Source organism: Streptococcus sp. bf_0095 (genome assembly GCF_004166885.1).
Lineage (GTDB): Bacteria > Bacillota > Bacilli > Lactobacillales > Streptococcaceae > Streptococcus.
This window is the reverse complement of the sequence record NZ_RCYU01000001.1, coordinates 142,002-160,353: the sequence shown is the minus strand read 5'-3', so window position 1 is coordinate 160,353 and position 18,352 is coordinate 142,002. Positions and strand designations below refer to the sequence as shown.

The 18,352-nt window shown below is 42.4% G+C and carries 15 protein-coding genes and 1 other annotated feature; of the genes, 4 read left to right on the top strand and 11 right to left on the bottom strand.

Annotated elements, in window-relative coordinates; translation table 11 throughout:
* Window positions 1-99 precede the first annotated feature (99 nt).
* The 5 genes from pheT to trpX form a co-directional block, all read right to left on the bottom strand.
* A complete protein-coding gene (pheT, locus tag EAI95_RS00835) occupies window positions 100-2,505 on the bottom strand; it encodes a phenylalanine--tRNA ligase subunit beta (RefSeq protein WP_129821912.1) in 2,406 nt (801 codons plus the stop codon).
* A 157-nt stretch (window positions 2,506-2,662) separates the two neighbouring features.
* Window positions 2,663-3,178: a GNAT family N-acetyltransferase gene (locus EAI95_RS00830; protein ID WP_125374297.1), complete on the bottom strand. Its 516-nt coding sequence runs from the start codon at window positions 3,176-3,178 to the stop codon at window positions 2,663-2,665.
* 2 nt (window positions 3,179-3,180) lie between these two features.
* Window positions 3,181-4,227, bottom strand: coding sequence for a phenylalanine--tRNA ligase subunit alpha (gene pheS / locus EAI95_RS00825; RefSeq protein ID WP_023023788.1), 1,047 nt, complete (start codon window positions 4,225-4,227; stop codon window positions 3,181-3,183).
* A 314-nt stretch (window positions 4,228-4,541) separates the two neighbouring features.
* Window positions 4,542-4,961, bottom strand: a complete 420-nt coding sequence (locus EAI95_RS00820; RefSeq protein WP_048714892.1) for a hypothetical protein — start codon at window positions 4,959-4,961, stop codon at window positions 4,542-4,544.
* 123 nt (window positions 4,962-5,084) lie between these two features.
* The gene (trpX, locus tag EAI95_RS00815) at window positions 5,085-6,089 is read right to left on the bottom strand and encodes a tryptophan ABC transporter substrate-binding protein (RefSeq protein WP_048714894.1); all 1,005 of its coding nucleotides are present in this window, start codon (window positions 6,087-6,089) and stop codon (window positions 5,085-5,087) included.
* A gap of 130 nt (window positions 6,090-6,219) precedes the next feature.
* Window positions 6,220-6,454: a binding site (T-box leader), on the bottom strand.
* Between the two features lie 179 nt (window positions 6,455-6,633).
* On the opposite strand from trpX, the gene EAI95_RS00810 reads away from it, so the two are divergent.
* Window positions 6,634-8,295, top strand: coding sequence for an NFACT RNA binding domain-containing protein (locus EAI95_RS00810; RefSeq protein ID WP_048714896.1), 1,662 nt, complete (start codon window positions 6,634-6,636; stop codon window positions 8,293-8,295).
* A 35-nt stretch (window positions 8,296-8,330) separates the two neighbouring features.
* Here the strand turns inward: EAI95_RS00810 and budA are convergent, their stop codons facing one another.
* The 3 genes from budA to EAI95_RS00795 all read right to left on the bottom strand — a co-directional run bounded on the left by budA (window position 8,331) and on the right by EAI95_RS00795 (window position 11,594).
* Window positions 8,331-9,047: an acetolactate decarboxylase gene (gene budA, locus EAI95_RS00805; RefSeq protein ID WP_048714898.1), complete on the bottom strand. Its 717-nt coding sequence runs from the start codon at window positions 9,045-9,047 to the stop codon at window positions 8,331-8,333.
* A gap of 149 nt (window positions 9,048-9,196) precedes the next feature.
* Window positions 9,197-10,435 (bottom strand): tetratricopeptide repeat protein, encoded by a 1,239-nt coding sequence (locus EAI95_RS00800; RefSeq protein WP_023027056.1) that lies wholly within the window; start codon window positions 10,433-10,435, stop codon window positions 9,197-9,199.
* Entirely contained in the window at window positions 10,425-11,594 is a 1,170-nt protein-coding gene (locus tag EAI95_RS00795; protein ID WP_048691022.1) for an AI-2E family transporter, read from the bottom strand. The genes EAI95_RS00800 and EAI95_RS00795 overlap by 11 nt, the downstream gene beginning before the upstream one ends.
* Window positions 11,595-11,769: 175 nt before the next feature.
* Between EAI95_RS00795 and EAI95_RS00790 the strand changes: the two genes are divergently transcribed.
* Window positions 11,770-12,780, top strand: a complete 1,011-nt coding sequence (locus EAI95_RS00790; RefSeq protein WP_193775102.1) for a lactonase family protein — start codon at window positions 11,770-11,772, stop codon at window positions 12,778-12,780.
* Between the two features lie 76 nt (window positions 12,781-12,856).
* The gene (locus EAI95_RS00785; RefSeq protein ID WP_129821910.1) at window positions 12,857-13,042 is read left to right on the top strand and encodes a hypothetical protein; all 186 of its coding nucleotides are present in this window, start codon (window positions 12,857-12,859) and stop codon (window positions 13,040-13,042) included.
* Between the two features lie 103 nt (window positions 13,043-13,145).
* Here the strand turns inward: EAI95_RS00785 and eno are convergent, their stop codons facing one another.
* Entirely contained in the window at window positions 13,146-14,450 is a 1,305-nt protein-coding gene (eno, locus tag EAI95_RS00780) for a surface-displayed alpha-enolase (RefSeq protein WP_000022813.1), read from the bottom strand.
* Between the two features lie 186 nt (window positions 14,451-14,636).
* On the opposite strand from eno, the gene EAI95_RS00775 reads away from it, so the two are divergent.
* Complete coding sequence (locus EAI95_RS00775; protein ID WP_048714904.1) at window positions 14,637-15,080, top strand: DUF1694 domain-containing protein; 444 nt, start codon at window positions 14,637-14,639, stop codon at window positions 15,078-15,080.
* Between the two features lie 323 nt (window positions 15,081-15,403).
* On the opposite strand, the gene EAI95_RS00770 is transcribed toward EAI95_RS00775, so the two are convergent.
* Together EAI95_RS00770 and ezrA are read right to left on the bottom strand one after the other, a co-directional pair.
* A complete protein-coding gene (locus tag EAI95_RS00770) occupies window positions 15,404-16,522 on the bottom strand; it encodes a glycerate kinase (protein WP_048714933.1) in 1,119 nt (372 codons plus the stop codon).
* Window positions 16,523-16,613: 91 nt separating this feature from the next.
* Window positions 16,614-18,338 carry a septation ring formation regulator EzrA gene (ezrA, locus tag EAI95_RS00765; RefSeq protein ID WP_006595947.1) on the bottom strand — a complete coding sequence of 575 codons (1,725 nt, stop codon included), beginning with the start codon at window positions 18,336-18,338 and terminating at the stop codon, window positions 16,614-16,616.
* Window positions 18,339-18,352 lie beyond the last annotated feature (14 nt).

Below are 18,352 nucleotides of genomic sequence, written 5' to 3'. Positions count from 1 at the left end.
GAATTTCTTTATTTTTATAGGGTTTTAAGCTCTATATCAAGTAAATTCTGTAAGAAAAAAACAGCTGAGAAATTCTCAACTGTTTCAAATTTTTACGATTTACCGCACTTCTGCGTCTACTTTTTCTTCAAGGGAAGCTTGGATTTTTTCCATGTAGCGTGCGACTTCTTCGTCTGTCAAGCTATCTTCTGGATTTTGGAAGGTCAGACTGTAGGCCATAGACTTCATTCCGACACCCAGTTTTTCACCTGAGAAGACGTCAAAGAGTTTGATGTCTGTCAAGCGTTTCACGCCCGCAGCTTGGATGGCATCGACCACCTCTTGGTGGGTCACTTCTGCTTTGAGGAGAAGAGCGATATCACGGCTCACCGCTGGGAACTTGGTAATTTCCACAAATGGAGCGGCTGGTTGAAGGGCTGCTTCGATAGCTGAAAGGTTAAGTTCTGCTACATACGTCTCTGGAATATCATAAGCCTTAGCCGTTACAGGATGCACTTGACCGAGGAAACCAAGGACTTGGTCACCGAGTGAAATCAAGGCTGTCCGTCCTGGGTGAAGGCTGGAGATTTCAGAGGTTGCTGTATAGGTCGCTTCAAGACCCAAACGAGCAAAGAGAGCTTCCAAAATTCCCTTAGCATAGAAGAAATCAACTGGAACCGCAGCTGTTTGGAAGTCTTTTTCAGCAACTAAACCTGTCAATGCAAAGGCAAAGCTATTGATTTCGTTTGGTAATTCTTCTTTTGGATTTCCTGTTTGCTCGAAGACTTTTCCAATCTCGTAAAGGGCCAAGTCTTTGTTCTTACGAGCCACGTTGTAAGCAACGGTATCCAAAATACCTGAAACCATATTTTGACGGAGGACTGAACGATCCACAGTCATTGGCCACATGAGCTCAGTTAAGTTGCTTGGTGTAGGCGTAAATTCAATCGCTTTTTCAGGAGTTGTCAAAGCATAGGTGATGATTTCAGTCAGTCCTGCCCCTTCAGCAATGGTACGAACTTTACGACGCAATTTTTGAGTTGCAGTCAATTCACCGGCTGTCCCATCGTCTTTTGGAAGACTGGTTGGCAAGCGATCATAACCATAGATACGGGCGATTTCTTCAAAGAGGTCCGCTTCGATGGTGATATCCCAACGGCGACGTGGTACGCTAACTGTGAAGCTATCTGCATTTCCAGAAAGGCCAAATCCAAGGCGACGGAAGACATCTTCTACATCCGCGTAGGAAAGTTCTGTACCAAGGACACGGTTAACGTCTGCAAGGGTTGAAGAAACTTCTACATCCGAAGTATCCAACTGGCCTGCTGAAACGATTCCTTTACGAACAGTCGCACCGGCCAATTCAGCAATCATGCTTGCTGCTGCATCAAGGGCTTCATTAACGGTTGCCACATTGATCCCTTTTTCAAAGCGAGAAGATGATTCTGAACGAAGATTGAGACGACCGCTGGTCTTACGGATAGATTTGCCATTGAAGACAGCAGCTTCAAGGACAACACGACTAGAGTTTTCAGAGATTTCTGTAGCCTGACCACCCATGACACCTGCAAGGGCCACTGGTTTGTCTGCAACCGTAATCACCAGGTCAGTTACTTCCAAGTCACGTTCTTCCCCATCCAAGGTCACCAATTTTTCACCAGCACGCGCTTCACGCACACGGATGTCGTTTCCTTCAAAGGTATCCAAGTCGAAGGCATGCATAGGCTGACCAAAGTAGAGCAAGATGTAGTTGGTCACGTCAACGACATTGTTAATCGGACGGATGCCTTCGTTCATGAGGAGGTTTTGCAACCATTGTGGACTTGGTGCGATAGTCACATTATCCAAGATACGAGCTGCATAGTAAGGTGCCTTGTCTGTGTCAATGCTGACTGAAAGAGCATCTGCTGCAGCTTGGTCTGTTTCTGTTAAAGTAAATTCTTTGAAGGTGACTGCCTTGTCATAGATGGCTGCCACTTCGTGCGCCACTCCACGCATTGAAAGGGCGTCTGCACGGTTTGGAGTGATGGAAAGTTCGATGATTTCATCATCCAAGTCTAGGTAAGAGAATACTTCCTCACCTAGTACTGCATCATCCGGCAAGATTTGGATACCATCTGCGAATTCCTTCGGTACAACAGAGTCAGAAATGCCCAATTCACCAAGTGAGCAGATCATCCCTAGTGACTCTAAGCCACGGATTTTCCCTTTTTTGATCTTATAGTTATCCGCAATGCGGGCACCCGGAAGAGCCACCATAACCTTGATGCCTGCACGCACATTTGGTGCTCCACAGACAATTTGACGAGCTTCTTCTTCACCCACATTGACTTGGCAGACATGCAAATGAGTTTCGGGCACATCTTCACAAGACAAGATTTCTCCGACAACAATTTTTGAGAGACCAGCAGCTGGAGATTCCACACCTTCTACCTCGATCCCTGTGGTTGACATTTTTTCAGCCAACTCTTGTGATGGCACATCAATGTCCACCAATTCTTTTAACCATTTATAACTAACTAACATATGTAAGATACCAAGGGTTCTACTGAAATCTAGATGACTTTCCTAGATTTCCTTTGACCCTCGTTTAGATCCTTTCATTTTGTGTTTTCCAGCCCGAGTCTGGCTTAGGTAGGTCTAATAACCTCCCCTTCTCTAGAATAGAAGTTTCTTGTCCATTCTAGGTCAATTTCTTTCTCAACAACCAGTCAATATCAACCGTATCACCGGTAGGATACTCGTGTTCACTAAATCGTTCAAATCCAAAGCGGTAGTAAAAATCTTGCGCCTTAAAATTGCGTTCCCAGACACCTAGCCAGGCCCACTCAAAGCCACGGCTCTTCGCTTGATGCAGCGCAAAGGTAAACATTTCCTTACCGAAACCAGCTCCATGATATTCCTTTTTGACATAGATCCGTTGAATCTCAAAGGACTTATCCATCTCTACTGGCTCCGTCTGCGCTTGCCCCCAGTTGATCTTGAGAAAACCACAGATTTCTTGTTCTTCATTGAGGACAAAATAGGTTTCGGATTCTGGATCTAACAGATCTTTCTCGATTTGCTCCAAAGAGAGCACCGTAGAGAAGTACTCTTCCAAGTCTTCCTCAACAATATAGGGACCAAAGGTCTCCCGATAGGTTTCCACCTCTAGGTCACGTAAGGTCTGCAATTGATCGATTTTTACTCTAACTAACATGATTATTTAAACTGTTCTGAGAAACGAACATCTCCTTGATAGAAGCCACGGATATCATTGATTCCATAACGAAGCATGGCTACACGCTCCTGACCAAGTCCGAAGGCAAATCCTGAATAGACTGTTGAATCAATACCACTCATCTCGAGCACGCGTGGGTGAACCATACCGGCCCCCATGATTTCGATCCAACCCGTCTTCTTACATACATTACATCCCGCTCCACCACATTTGAAGCAAGATACATCGACCTCAACGGATGGCTCTGTAAATGGGAAGTAAGAAGGACGCAGACGGATTTGACGTTCTGCACCAAACATCTTCTGCACGATCAACTGAAGCGTTCCTTGAAGGTCTGCCATAGAAATGTTCTTCCCAACAACCAAGCCTTCGATCTGATGGAACTGGTGACTGTGGGTCGCATCATCTGTATCCCGACGGAAAACACGCCCTGGAGAGATCATCTTCAAAGGCCCCTTGCTAAAGTCATGCGCATCCATGGCACGCGCTTGAACTGGCGAAGTATGGGTCCGAAGCAAGATTTCTTCTGTGATGTAGAAGGTGTCCTGCATATCACGAGCCGGGTGATCCTTTGGCAAGTTCATGCGTTCAAAGTTGTAGTAGTCTTTTTCGACTTCAAAGCCATCTACGACTTGGTAGCCCATCCCGATAAAGATATCTTCGATTTCTTCACTGGTTTGGGTCAAGACATGACGGTGACCACTTGCAACTGGACGTCCAGGAAGGGTCACGTCGATACTTTCACTAGCCAATTTAGCTTGAACTTTCTTTTCTTCCAAGAGCTTGGCTGTTTCTTCAAAGGCAGCAGTCAAGACATCACGGGCTTCATTAACATGTTTCCCGATGACCGGACGCATCTCAGCAGAGACATCTTTCATCCCTTTGAGGATCTCGGTTAGCGACCCTTTCTTCCCAAGGACAGAGACGCGTAACTCTTGCATCTCTTTTTTATTTTCAGCAGAGATCTGCTTCAAGGCTGCCAGCGTTTCTTCCCGAAGCGCTTTTAGTTGTTCTTCAATCGTTGACATATTTCCTCCATCATGGTCTTCACTCAGACATAGAAAAAACCACGTGCCACACCCATATTCGGAGCGTTGACACGCGGTACCATCCGTTTTTTATCTGAAACTCAGACCTTAATTTCTAAATCTTTTGCGCAAGTGAATTCACTCAGCTTTCATGCAAAGAGCTTTCAGTCACGGCTCTTCTCCCTGTTGCACTTCCCTTGAGGTACTAGTCTTGCAGATTTCTATTCAATTACTATCTAGTTTAGCAGATTTTTAGTTAAAAAACAAGTTAGATGAGACTAATTTCAATAGACAAAGAAACAAGACCCAGGGCATTATTTATTTGCCTTGTCTGTTTCATCTGCTTTCCTTTTCAATAGAAGAGTTGCTGCTTGGTTAAAACCATCACACCAGTTATACCATTTTGCTTCATACTCATCTTGAGGTAAGATACGATGTTTTAAATCCAAAACAGAGGATATCTTTCTTTCCTCACAAGCTTGCGCATAGAGATGATAAATTTCATCACCACCATCTTTATCAAACTCAGCAGAAATCGTATCCCGACCTGCCAATAAAGACTGATAAGCCCTGTGATGCCCGTTTGTAATCAAGAAGCAATTTCCAAACGCAAGAATACTAATTGGATCCACATTGATGATTTCCGCCGATTGATCAAGCATCTGGATATCATGTAACTTCTTTTCTGATAAATATAGTTGGGTCGGATGAAGATCTGTTATTTTGATTTTCAATTCTTTCTCCTCTACCAAGAGTAAAATAAGCTGGTCCTGGGCACTGGTGAACATTTTTAAAGGTCAGGATTTAAAGACCTGCCAAAGCCAAATTCCTCTGCCGTTCTTGTTATCCGTTTGTTTTTATTCGATGACTTGTCCAGCTTCTTTCAAGACAGATTCTGGAATGGTAATGCCTAATTCTTCTGCCACTTTTTTGTTGATGACAGATTTACCATCTGTGAAGATTTCGACTGGTGTATCACCTGGTTTTTGACCTTTCAAGATTTTCGCAGCCATTTTACCAGTTGCCACTCCAAGATCGTGTTGATCGACAACGACTGAGCCTAAACCACCAGCTTCGACCATGGCTGTCGCACTTGGGAAGATTGGTTTTTTAGCTGTTTTGTTTGCTTCGACTACCGTTGAGAAGGCTGAAGCGATGGTGTTGTCAATTGGAACCCAGATAGCATCCACTTTACCAGTCATGACAGAAACCGTTGAAGCAATTTCATTTGTAGAAGGGACTGAATAAGGAACCACCTTGTAGCCTGCTTTTTCAGCCAATTTTGTAAATTCTTCTACTTGCGTTTTAGAATTATCTTCACTGGTTGAGTAAAGGACACCGATTGTTTTCACGTTTGGAGTCAACTCTTTGATCAATTTCAACTGTTGTTCCGTTGGGTTGTGGTCAGATACTCCTGTGATATTGCCACCTGGTTTTTTCAAATCTTTGACCAAGTTAGCGCCGACTGGGTCTGTGATAGCACCCATGACGATTGGTTTGTCCTTGGTTGCACTAGCCAAACCTTGAGCAGATGGGGTTGCGATTCCGATCAAAACGTCGTTGTTGTTTTGGACCAATTGCTTACTCATGGTAGCAACCTTGTTTTGGTCCCCTTCTGCATTGAGGAATTCAATCTCAATCTTGTCCTTGTCATAGCCTTCTTCAGCCAAGCCATCTTGAATCCCCTTGTAGATTTCGTCTAGCGATGGGTGGCTGACCAACTGCAAGACACCGACTTTTACCTTTTTAGTTCCATCTGCTTTATTAGCTTCATTTTTATTGTTTAACATTGGATAGACTACTGCTACTAAAATAATAGCTAGCAAAGCACCAATCATTCCCAATACACGTTTGTTTTTCATTTTCTTTACCTCAATTATTTATTTTTTCGTTTTTTCGCATCTTTGTTAAAGACTGAGTCGCCATCGTTTCTTCATCTTCTTTTCTCCCTTCTTTTTGAAACAAAAACACGCCCACACATAGCTATAGCTATGTGAGGACGTGTCATCGCGGTGCCACCTCACTTATGGGAAAATGGATATACTCCTCCCATGTCTCTGTCTTGTCTAGCAACAAGTTGCACGATAAGGTGTGCCGACCGAATTTTTATTGTTTCAAATTCATCTCATCATTAGTCCAATTTCATAAATGTCCACTACCCACTTCCACCAACCGTGAGCTCTCTATTAAATTTTCATTTATTACTTTTCTAATTGAATCCATTGTAAATGTTTCCGTAAGCCTTGTCAATACTTTTTTATGTTTTTTTTGAAAACGTTCGTCATTTCCTGAAATTCATTTTCTAACGGATGCTTTTACAAGGATTGAAAACCGCCTTCTTACTGGGTTTTCAGGCACTTTTTTGATATAATTTACTAGAATTAGTCTAGAATGTTGAGGAACCCCATGTCTTTTGATGGATTTTTTTTACACCATATGGTGAATGAATTACAAAGCGAACTCCTATATGGTCGCATCCAAAAAATTAACCAACCCTTTGAACAAGAGTTGGTTTTACAAATTCGTAGCAATCGCAAGAATCAAAAACTCTTGCTGTCTTCCCACTCTGTTTTTGGTCGGATCCAACGGACTCAGACCAATTTTGAGAATCCTGCCTTCCCTAATACCTTTATCATGGTCATGCGCAAGTATCTCCAAGGGGCAGTCATTGAGCAGATCCAGCAACTGGAGAATGACCGTATTTTAGAAATTGCCGTCTCCAATAAAAATGAGATTGGGGATGATATATCTGTAACCCTGATTATTGAAATCATGGGTAAGCACAGCAATATCATTCTTCTGGACAAGGCAACTGGAAAAATCATCGAAGCAATCAAGCATGTGGGCTTCTCACAAAATAGCTACCGGACCATTCTCCCTGGATCAACCTATGTAGCTCCTCCAAAAACCGAAGCGGTCAACCCCTTTACCATTAAAGACGAAGCCTTATTCGCCTTTCTTCACCGAGAAGAGTTGACACCTAAAAACCTTCAAACCCATTTCCAGGGTCTTGGTCGAGATACTGCTCAAGAATTGGCCAGTCGATTAGAAAGCGGAGAAAAATTAAAAACCTTCCGAGCATTCTTTGAAGCTCCAACAGATCCCCGTCTAACGAAAAAATCTTTTGCTGCTCTCGCTTATGCAGATAGCCAGGAGGAGACCTTTGAAACCTTATCAGATCTACTCGACCACTACTACTTGGACAAGGCTGAGCGCGACCGGGTCCAACAACAAGCTGGGGAACTAATCCGCAAGGTGGATAATGAGCTAGAAAAGAACCGGAAAAAATTGGCCAAACAGGAAGCCGAACTAGCAGCGACAGAAAATGCCGAAGAATTCCGTCAAAAAGGCGAACTACTCACTACCTTCCTCCATCAAGTCCCAAATGATCAAGACCAGGTCACCTTGGACAACTACTATACCAACCAGCCTATTACCATTGCTTTGGATAAGGCCTTGACCCCCAGTCAAAATGCTCAACGCTACTTCAAGCGTTACCAGAAGCTAAAAGAAGCCGTCAAACATTTGACCTCTCTCATCCAGGAAACCAAGGAAACTATCTCCTACCTAGAGACGGTCGAGACCGCTCTGGCCCAAGCCAGCCTTTCTGAAGTAGCCGAGATTCGCGAAGAGCTGATCCAAACAGGCTTTATCAAACGACGCAACCGAGAAAAGATCCACAAACGGAAAAAACCAGAGAAGTACTTAGCATCAGATGGCAAGACCATTATTCTGGTCGGCCGGAACAATCTTCAAAACGAAGAATTGACCTTCAAAATGGCTAAAAAGGACGAACTCTGGTTCCACGCTAAGGATATTCCAGGTAGTCACGTGGTCATTACAGGTAACCTCAACCCTTCAGATGAGGTCAAAACCGATGCAGCTGAGCTTGCAGCCTATTTCTCTAAGGGACGCCTGTCCAATCTGGTCCAAGTCGACATGATTGAAACAAAAAAACTCAACAAACCGACCGGAGGAAAACCTGGATTTGTAACCTATACCGGTCAGAAAACCCTACGGGTCACCCCTGAAGAAGAAAAGATCAAATCTATGCGCATCAATGAGTAATAAAAAGGGCTGAGAATCATCTCAGCCCTTTTGTTTTATTCTGATTTGTGGATATCCTCTTTGACCTGGTCAACGTTGAACTTGGCAAAGAGATACTGGCGGTCCTGGACAGGAAAGCGTTGGTCCAATTGATCAATGGCTCCAACTTCGACGATGCCCTCTTTGATGACAAAATCCATAACATGTCCTCCAAAGGTATGGTCATCTGAGATAAAGTGAAGGTGATAGCCTGCTACACTGACCCCATGAAACATCTCTGGCGTCCAAAAACCAACAATGGTTCCTGTAACATTTTCTCGTGTAAATTCTGGCTGATGGGTTGCTACATCTGCAAACTTGGTCTCCGAAGTTGATTTGGGAATCATGCGCACATGCATTTTGGCGAAATCACCGTGAATCTTGATGGAACGAAACAAATTTTCGCCATCGTAATAAGATTCAATGCGAGCCTCTAACTCCTCATCTGTCATTTCAAAGCGTTGTCGAAAAATCACTTCGGCCTGGTGGGGAACAATGGCTGCATAGGGGACAGTCGCATCTGAAGATACTTCCACAATCTCTGGTTCCTCTCCTGAACCCTTAGCTTGATAAGCCTTACCATCTAAGACAATCAATTCGCCATCGATTGAGTCCAGGGTCCCAATTCCTAAATCTCCATGCTCTAGTAATTCTTTAACCGTAAAGGATCCTCCATAGAGACCAGCCATCAAAGCCCCCAAGGTATTGTATTGAAACAATTTCACCGGTTCCATTATCTTCTCCCTCATTCATCTTGTCTTCTTTTTAGCCCTTCCAGTATACCATATTCTCAAGGACAATAACAGAAAGACTGATTAAAAAAGAGCGGGACCGAACCATGATACAAACTTGTTCTGATTCCCGCCCTTCAAGGGTCAAGTAGTTAATCTTCTAACAGGCTCTCATAGAAAGCTTGCATTTGCCCATCATCTGGGACTAGCTGCAAATAGCCTTCTGCCACTTCCCGGGCTTTTGCGATTTGTCCCAACTCTCTCAAGAGGTAACTATAGCTTTCTAAGTACTCTGGATTTTCTTTCAAATCTGGGTAGAGCTCTTCATAGATCGGAGCCGCTTTTTCAACCTCTTCGAGTGCTACCAAGGCACGAGCGATATTCCAACGGGTGACGACATTTTCCACTTCCACTTCTTGCCATTCAAGGACGTCTTCATAACGTTCCTGTTCCAGATAAAGAGTTGTCAGACGAAGGGCGATATCTTCAAGATCCTCAGCAACTTCTTTGGCTTCTAACAAATACTTCTCTGCTTTTTCTGGCTGGTGCAACTCGTAGGCCAATTGGGAGGCTAGAAGGAGGAGATAAGCGTCAAAAGGATTCTTTTGGATTCCTTGCTCTGCTATTGCTAACGCTGTTTCTCGGTCATTTTCAGCTTGAAGAGCCAAGGCATAGCCGTATTCATACCCTTCAAAGTCTGGCGACAGTGTATCAATCTGCTTGAAGTAGATCAGAGAACGTTGATACTCTTCTCGGTCAGAGAGAAGGGTTGCCAATTCATAGGCAATCTGGTCATCAAACTCAATTTCCAAGGCCTTTTCTAAAAACTCAATAGCAGACTCAAACCGACCCAGATTCGCATAAGCATAGCCAATCCGCTGGTATGTGGAAATGCCCGTTTCTTCTAAAATGAGACGGTTGTCTAACTGAGCATACTCTTGAATGGCTTCTTGGTAATTTTCAAGTTCTAAATCAATCTCTGCCAAGCCTAGTTGAATAATAGGGTCATCTGAAAGAGTCGCTGCTTCCATCAGTTTTTCTCGAGCCACATCTGCCAAGCCCTCACTTTGGTAGAGGTCTGCCTTGACTAAGAGACTGGCTAGATACCATTCCGAACTTTCCGGGATTTCTTCCAAATAAGCAAAGGCTTCTTCCATTAGTCCATCTTCCGCTACGATAGTGGCTAGACTCAGATAGACCTCTGGATAATCATCTCTCAGATGCAAGTAGGTTTGCTTGGCTTCTGGGTAAAAACCAATACTTTCAAAATATTGTCCCAATTCTAACAAGGTAGCTGGATCATCTTCTAGCAAAGCCTTATCCAAATAAGCTGGCAGACGATCTAGCTCTTGTTTCTCAATTGCTTCTAGAATTTTTTGACTATTCTTCACTTTGAATTTCCTCAACTTCGTCCTTTTCGTACAAACCACTGACCTCTTTATACCATTCAAATAGAGCACTGATGACTACTTTAGCCGAAGCATAAACCGGGATTCCTAAGAAGACTCCCCAGATTCCAAACATAGAGCCAGAAGTAATCAATACAAACAGAATCGTGATTGGGTGGATATTGAGCTGACTCCCCAAGACAAGTGGGGAAACGAAACGTCCCTCGATTGTTTGCTCAACAATAAAGACAATGACGACTTTGACAAACATCTCTGGTCCTGCCACCAACCCCAAGACTAAGGCTGGGAGCATGGCCAAGAAGCTGCCCAAGTATGGTATCAAGTTCAAAAAACCAGCGGTTACACCGAGTGTCACAGCGTAACGAAGCCCAATGATCTTAAGCAGAAGAATAAACATTAAAGCTACGATGATAGCAACAGTAATCTGACCTCTGACATAATTAGCCAATTGTGTATTGACATCAGACAGTACTTTGTCTGCAGATTTACGAATCTTGGTTGGCAAGAAACGGATGATTTGCCCTTTTAAGTTCTTTCCATCTCTCAAAAGATAGAAGACGATAAAAGGCATAATAATCAAAGCGATAATGACCTGAGAGGCGACAGTAATCAGATTGCTGACCCAGTTGACTGCTCGGGCGGAAAAAGAACTCGCCCAACTGGTAATATTCTGCGACAATTGGCTGGTCCATTCATCCAGCTGAGGCTTGATTTCTGGCGACACTTTGTTGTCTAAGACATCATCGATGGTCCTATTGGCCTTTTCCAAGTAATCTGGCAGGTTCTTCATAAAACTAAGAACTTGATGTTGAATAGCTGGAATAGCGACAGCCAAGCCCCATAAAATGAGAAGCGCGATCAAAATAAAGACGATGGAAATTGCAATGATCCGTTTGACTCGGTGCCTTTCCAAAAAGTCCACGATTGGATTTAACAAATAATAGAGGAGCCCTGAAATAATGACTGGTAGCATGACTGCTGCTCCAAACTCTAACAGGGGTGTAAAAATAAAACTAATCTTGCTGAGAACTAAAATATTCAATCCCATCAGTAAGGTTACTAGAAAAACAGTAATGGCTTTATTATCTACAAACCATTTAAAAAACCAGGATAAACTAAAATCTTTTTCTTTATGTTCCACGGGAATCTCCTTCGTTTTCAATCTGTCTTTATTTTAGCATTTTTAGTCCATAATTTCACGATATAGCTGAAATGTGAGCTTTTTTTTAATGCTTAGCTTGTCAATCCTTCACCTAATCGTTTTCCATCCCCTTCTTTTCTGATATAATGGAGCTATCAACAAAGTCGAGGTGCATGTGATGCAAGATATTTATTTCGGAACCTATACCAAACGAGACTCTAAAGGAATTTATAAGGCTTCCTTCGATGAAAGAACTGGTCAACTTAGCGACTTAGAACTAGTTGCTCAAGAGCCAAACCCAACCTATCTCGCTTTTTCAAAAGCTGGTTTCTTATACAGTGTGGGTGCGGAGCAAGGTCTTGGCGGCATTGCAAGCTTTAGTCCTGATCACCAGTTAATCAATCATGTGGTCGAGGAAGGGGCGCCCCTCTGTTATGTCTCTGTTGATGAGGCGCGTGGCTTGGTCTATGGAGCTAACTACCACAAGGGACAAGTCCTCTCATATCGCATCCATGAAGATGGTCATTTGACCTTGGTCGATCAAGCGACTCATCAGGGTTCTGGACCTCACGAAAACCAATCCAGTCCCCATGTTCACTATGCAGATCTTACTCCAGATAAGTTGCTTATCACTTGTGATTTGGGGACTGATCAAGTCGTGGTCTACCAAATCGATGATCTGGGGAAACTGACGGAAGCTCAAACCTACCAAACTGCTCCAGGTGCTGGTCCGCGTCATATCATTTTCCATACTCATTACAAGACCGCCTACCTCATTAACGAATTAAACGCTACCATCGATGTCCTTTTCTATGACGGACTTGGCTACTTTGAACATTTCCAAACCATCTCAACCCTACCTAAAGAGTATGAAGGTCAAAAATGGGCCGCTGCTATTCGCCTCTCAGAGGATGGGAAATTCCTCTATGCCTCAAATCGTGCCCATAACTCCATTGCAGTTTATGAAATCTTGGCAGATGGTAGCTTAGTGCTTCTGGAAATCGTTCCAACCAATGGACTCAATCCACGTGATTTCATTCTTAGTCCGGACCAAGAATATCTCATTGCAGTTCATCAAGATTCAGACAATGCCACTGTTTTTAAACGCGATAAAACGAGTGGTAGATTGACTGAATTAAGCCATGATTTCCACGTACCAGAGGCGGTTTGTGTCCTCTTCAACTAACAATCAAAACGCTTGCTAGTTTGGTTAAAAAGTGATTAAATAGTGATAATAATAAATAGGTTATAGGAGAAAACTCATGAACCCAATGGATTTATTTAACCAAGTCAAAGAAATGATCGAAAAGAAAGATTTCGATGCTGCTAAAAAATTTATCGATAACAACAAGGATAACCTTGGTGACTACTTAGAACAAGCCAAAGCTCTTGTTGCTGGAAACGATCTCGTCAGCGGTGCTGTTGATAAAATCAAAGGCTTGTTCTAATAAAACGATTCCTCAACTATCTAGTTGAGGATTTTTTGTTTGGCTCGATAACAAAAAAGATCCTTGAGAAAACTCAAGGATCTTTTGTATCTAGTTAACTAGATTATTTTTTCAAGTTGTAGAATGATTTCAATCCACGGTATTCAGCTACTTCACCAAGTTGGTCTTCGATACGAAGCAATTGGTTGTATTTAGCGATACGGTCAGTACGTGAAAGTGAACCAGTCTTGATTTGTCCTGCGTTTGTTGCAACTGCGATGTCAGCGATTGTTGAATCTTCAGTTTCACCTGAACGGTGTGATACAACAGCAGTGTAACCAGCTTCTTTAGCCATTTCGATAGCTTCGAAAGTTTCAGTAAGAGTACCGATTTGGTTAACTTTGATAAGGATTGAGTTAGCAGCACCTTCTTGGATACCACGTGCAAGGTAGTCAGTGTTAGTTACGAAGAAGTCGTCACCAACCAATTGAACTTTCTTACCAAGACGTTCAGTAAGAGCTTTCCATCCGTCCCAGTCATTTTCATCCATACCATCTTCGATAGTGATGATTGGGTATTTGTTAACCAATTCTTCAAGGTAGTCGATTTGTTCTGCAGATGTACGAACAGCAGCGCCTTCACCTTCGAATTTAGTGTAGTCGTAGACTTTACGTTCCTTATCGTAGAATTCTGATGATGCACAGTCAAATCCGATGAATACGTCTTTACCTGGTACATATCCAGCAGCTTCGATCGCAGCAAGGATAGTTTCAACACCATCTTCAGTTCCTTCGAAACGAGGAGCGAATCCACCTTCGTCACCTACGGCAGTTTCCAAACCACGTGATTTAAGGATTTTCTTAAGAGCGTGGAAGATTTCAGCACCGTAACGAAGAGCTTCTTTAAATGTAGGTGCACCAACTGGCAAGATCATAAACTCTTGGAAAGCAATTGGAGCATCTGAGTGAGAACCACCGTTGATGATGTTCATCATTGGAGTTGGAAGAACTTTAGTGTTGAATCCACCAAGGTAGCTGTAAAGTGGGATTTCAAGGTAGTCAGCAGCAGCACGAGCTACAGCGATAGACACACCAAGGATTGCGTTCGCACCCAATTTACCTTTGTTAGGAGTACCGTCAAGAGCGATCATTGCACGGTCAATAGCTTGTTGATCACGAACATCGTAACCGATGATTGCTTCAGCAATGATGTTGTTTACATTGTCAACAGCTTTTTGAGTTCCAAGACCACCGTAACGAGATTTGTCACCGTCGCGAAGTTCAACTGCTTCGTGTTCACCAGTAGAAGCTCCAGATGGAACCATACCACGTCCGAAAGCACCTGATTCAGTATACACTTCTACTTCAAGTGTTGGGTTACCGCGTGAGTCTAGGACTTCGCGAGCGTAAACATCAGTAATAATTGACATTTCTTACTCTCCTTTGAGTTTAAATTTTTTACACCTCTATGATACCTTAAAAATACGCGTTTTTCAAGAAAAAACGTTATCTTTGTGCAGATTTTCCTTAACTTTATCAAGAAATCGCTTTCTTTTTGTTTGGAACAGCCTTTATTCGTTTGGCATTTTCAACCTAAAGTATGATATACTATTCTTATGACTGATCTATCTAAAGAAATTATGGAAAAGGCTAACGGTGGCCTAAAATTAAATCCTGATGAACAACGTCGCTTTCTAGGTACATTTGAAGAGCGTGTTCTAGGATATGCCGATTTAAAAACTAGCAATAGTCCTCAGCTTCAGAAGGGCTTTTTGAAGGTGCTGAAAAGCTTGAATGAACAAGCTAGCCCTCTCTTTGTCAAGATTTCTCCAAATGTTGATTCTAGCGTCCAGTTGAGCTATCTAAAACAAGCAAAAGAATTTGGTTGCCAGGCTACTATTGTTTCGGAGGAACACGACTCCTCTCCTTTTGGGCTCGTGATTCATACAGATGCACCAGTGACCACTACTGACAAGGACCTCCGATCTGCTTTTTCGGATCTCTGGGAGGAAGAAAAGAAGCCGACCAAACCATCTCTTTGGAAAAAATGGTTTGGTTAATCAGAGCTGTCCCTTAGACATTTTATTAGTATTAAACATTAGATGGAAAAAAGCGGTTTAACCGCTTGAGTATGTAGACAAGCTATTGTTTTACATAAAACAGTTAGATGATTATCAAAAATGACTTTTAATTTTTAGTTATTTACGAAGATCAAAAACTTTCCGCTGTGAGAAAAATGCCTGAAACATAATTGTTCCAGGCATTCGGAATTATTGAGATCTTAGGCTCAATAATTAGTCATGGAACTTTGAAAAAGTTCGCTGACGTCCGTACTCACCTAAGGAAAGTTTTTCTGAAGACTTTATCTTCAATTTGAAGCGGTTTAACCGCTTTTTTCTATGCTTAATAGATTTCCGATATTTCTAGCTGTAAAGAGAAGATTTTCCCTCACATCCTTCAGAAGTTGCTCTAAACTATCGGGATGTTTCGTAATAGAAAAGGCACCGACTATATTTTCAAATGGGAGACTTGGTAAATTATCTGCAAGACTACCACAAATGGCTATTACTGGGATTCCTTTTGGGGTTCGTCTCGCAACCCCTATCGGAGCTTTCCCGGATAGACTCTGATGGTCCAGTCGTCCTTCACCGACAATGACCAAGTCTGCATTTGCTACTTTGGAATCAAAGTCGATCAGATCTAAACAGCTATCGATTCCTGATACCAGTCTCGCTTGCGCGAAGGCACAAAGACCCGCAGCAAGACCTCCACCAGCTCCCATCCCTGCTTGATTCAAAATACTTGGACAGTGCATTTCGTAAAAGCTGTAAATAGCTTGATCCACTTGCTCAAACATATTGGGACTGAGCCCCTTTTGTTTTCCAAAAATATAGGTCGCACCATTTAGTCCACATAAGGGATTGGAAACATCTGCTAAGATCTGTATCTGGACATTGTCTGGGATCTTGAACGCTTCCTCTTTACGGATGGAATCCCATTCTAAAAGACTTTGTCCACAGGCCTTTAATTCTCTTCCTTCTCGATCATAGAATTGGTAGCCTAGACCTGCTACAAGTCCTAGCCCACCATCATTGGTCGCTGTTCCTCCAACCCCGATATAAATCTCCTTTTTCCCCTGTTTGATTAAATAACAAATCAGTTCACCAATTCCTCGGGTTTCTAGGTCAAGTGGACGGCGTTGATTAACTGGAATTTTTCCTAAACCGATCAAGTCGGCTACTTCAAAGAGAACCAAAGAATCCTTCTCCATATACCGCATTTCTACCGGCTCTCCAAATGGACCTGTGACAAGGGTAAAAGTTTCCTTCAATCCCAATGAGTAGCTGATGGCATCCACTGTCCCTTCCCCACCATCTCCAACAGGACAGGTGACCGGTTCTACATCGAGGAGAGACTGACGCAAGCCTTCTGCAATAATTTCCGCTACATCTTTCGCAGGTAAGCTTTCTTTGAATGAATCTGGAGCAATTAAAACTTTCATGGACTCATCTCCTTTTTCTATCCTTCCCTTTCCCATCACAGCTTCATTTCCATAAAAAAACATCCAGGAATGTTCTCCTGGATGTTTTGGATTAGAATCGGATGGATTCTCTTGTTTTTTCAAATGAGGTAACAAATCTCTCTGTTACTCCTGGTTCTACTGTTTCCAATGCTTCTGAAATGACTTTGAATGAAGCAGGATAGTCATACTCTTTTTCAAAGATGTACAAGGCTTCATCAAACGCTGCTTGAACATGATCGTCGAATGAACGATAGCGATTTGAGTATTGAAGCAACTGCTCTGTTAGAGTAGCATATTGTACTAATTTGTAGGTTTCTTCCTCTAACTCTGTCATATCGTTGGTCAAAATATCCAGGAGACGGTTGGCGTTTTCAATATTGACACGACGACCTTCTAACTCAGCCAAGAGAGCTTCTGTGTTATCACTTGCAGTGAAGAAGATAGTTAGGAAGGATTGAGGGATTCCAGGTAAGTTACGCTTATCCATGTAACGCTTAATGGCATGTAAACGGTTGGCGTAGATATTTACCTTTTGACGAGCATTGGTGTCGTCTTTCTCAATCTTAGACAAGGTTTCGCTCAATGCAATTTGATCATCTTCAATCTCTTTCAAACGTTCTTCAATCGCTTCTAACTCTTCTTGAAGGATAGAGTAGGCTTTTTGAGTTTCAGATGTATCCTTCAAGGCATCTTCTACAACGAGCTCTTGAGCTGTTAATTCAGCTTCTAACTCTTTCAAATGATTTTCCTTGAGTTCTTTGCTTTCAAATGTTTTGCTGAGACGTTCAACTTCTTCTGCTAAACGCTTGTTATTTTCCTTCGCATGGGCAAGGTAACCTGGTAAGGCTTTGACCAATTTTTCAACAACTTTGTGTGATTCAATTTCACGAGTGAAAATATCATACAAGGCGTTGATTTCTTCTTGAATCTGCTCATTTTCATAGAGCGCATTATCTAATTCAAGAGCAGCAACATTTTGTAGGTTGGCTTTCAAAGCTGCATGCAATTGTTGGAAACGTGCTTCCAAATCGGTCTCTGTAAAATGATAACCAGACTCCAATAGTTTGCGATGACCAGCTTCCAAATCTTCCAATTGATCAGGAAGAGTTGTTTGGACATCCTTCACAATTGCAGGAACTTTTTCAACAATATGCGTCAAGGCTACAATGTGGTTTTCAGCCGTATCCAAAATTTCTGCAGCTTCAACAGGGTCACCTGATGAATTCAAGGTTACAAATTTTGAAAACTCAACTTGAATATTTTCAGCTTGCTTCTCGATTTCGGGAAGTGCTGGGCCGTATGCGTCTGGATCAGAAGCTACTTGTCTTTGCAAGTTTTCAAACATATCCAAGGCATGAACAACCCGACCGCTATTCTTTTCTTCTTTTTCTTTTAATTCAGATAAAGCTTGACGGATGGCCTTGATATCTTCATCAATCAATTGAACCTGACTCTCAATATTTCCAATTGCTTGCTTGGCTTTTAAAAAGCGGAAAGAATTGTTGTAGCCTTCTGCTTCAAAGAGGTTGTTCTCGATATCAGCAAAAGAATTGAGGGATAGGTCCACCCATTTTTGATTCCATTCACGAAATGCAACTTGACTTTGACCAATCAAATGCATATTCTTCACTTCTTCTACTTCATCATTTACCGGAAGGTTATACAACTGTTCTTTTCGTTCTTCCAGAGATGCCAGTAAGGCTTCGTTACGCTTTCTCAATAAGACTGCCACTACATATCCTAAAACCAAGAGGACCCCAATGACAATAATGAGAATAATTAGTCCACTAGACATATAAAAACTCCTTC

Coding starts and splice junctions, on each gene's coding strand:
- pheT (WP_129821912.1), bottom strand. CDS start 2,505: ATGTTAGTTAGTTATAAATGGTTAAAAGAATTGGTGGACATTGATGTG.
- EAI95_RS00830 (WP_125374297.1), bottom strand. CDS start 3,178: ATGTTAGTTAGAGTAAAAATCGATCAATTGCAGACCTTACGTGACCTA.
- pheS (WP_023023788.1), bottom strand. CDS start 4,227: ATGTCAACGATTGAAGAACAACTAAAAGCGCTTCGGGAAGAAACGCTG.
- trpX (WP_048714894.1), bottom strand. CDS start 6,089: ATGAAAAACAAACGTGTATTGGGAATGATTGGTGCTTTGCTAGCTATT.
- EAI95_RS00810 (WP_048714896.1), top strand. CDS start 6,634: ATGTCTTTTGATGGATTTTTTTTACACCATATGGTGAATGAATTACAA.
- budA (WP_048714898.1), bottom strand. CDS start 9,047: ATGGAACCGGTGAAATTGTTTCAATACAATACCTTGGGGGCTTTGATG.
- EAI95_RS00785 (WP_129821910.1), top strand. CDS start 12,857: ATGAACCCAATGGATTTATTTAACCAAGTCAAAGAAATGATCGAAAAG.
- eno (WP_000022813.1), bottom strand. CDS start 14,450: ATGTCAATTATTACTGATGTTTACGCTCGCGAAGTCCTAGACTCACGC.
- EAI95_RS00775 (WP_048714904.1), top strand. CDS start 14,637: ATGACTGATCTATCTAAAGAAATTATGGAAAAGGCTAACGGTGGCCTA.
- EAI95_RS00770 (WP_048714933.1), bottom strand. CDS start 16,522: ATGAAAGTTTTAATTGCTCCAGATTCATTCAAAGAAAGCTTACCTGCG.
- ezrA (WP_006595947.1), bottom strand. CDS start 18,338: ATGTCTAGTGGACTAATTATTCTCATTATTGTCATTGGGGTCCTCTTG.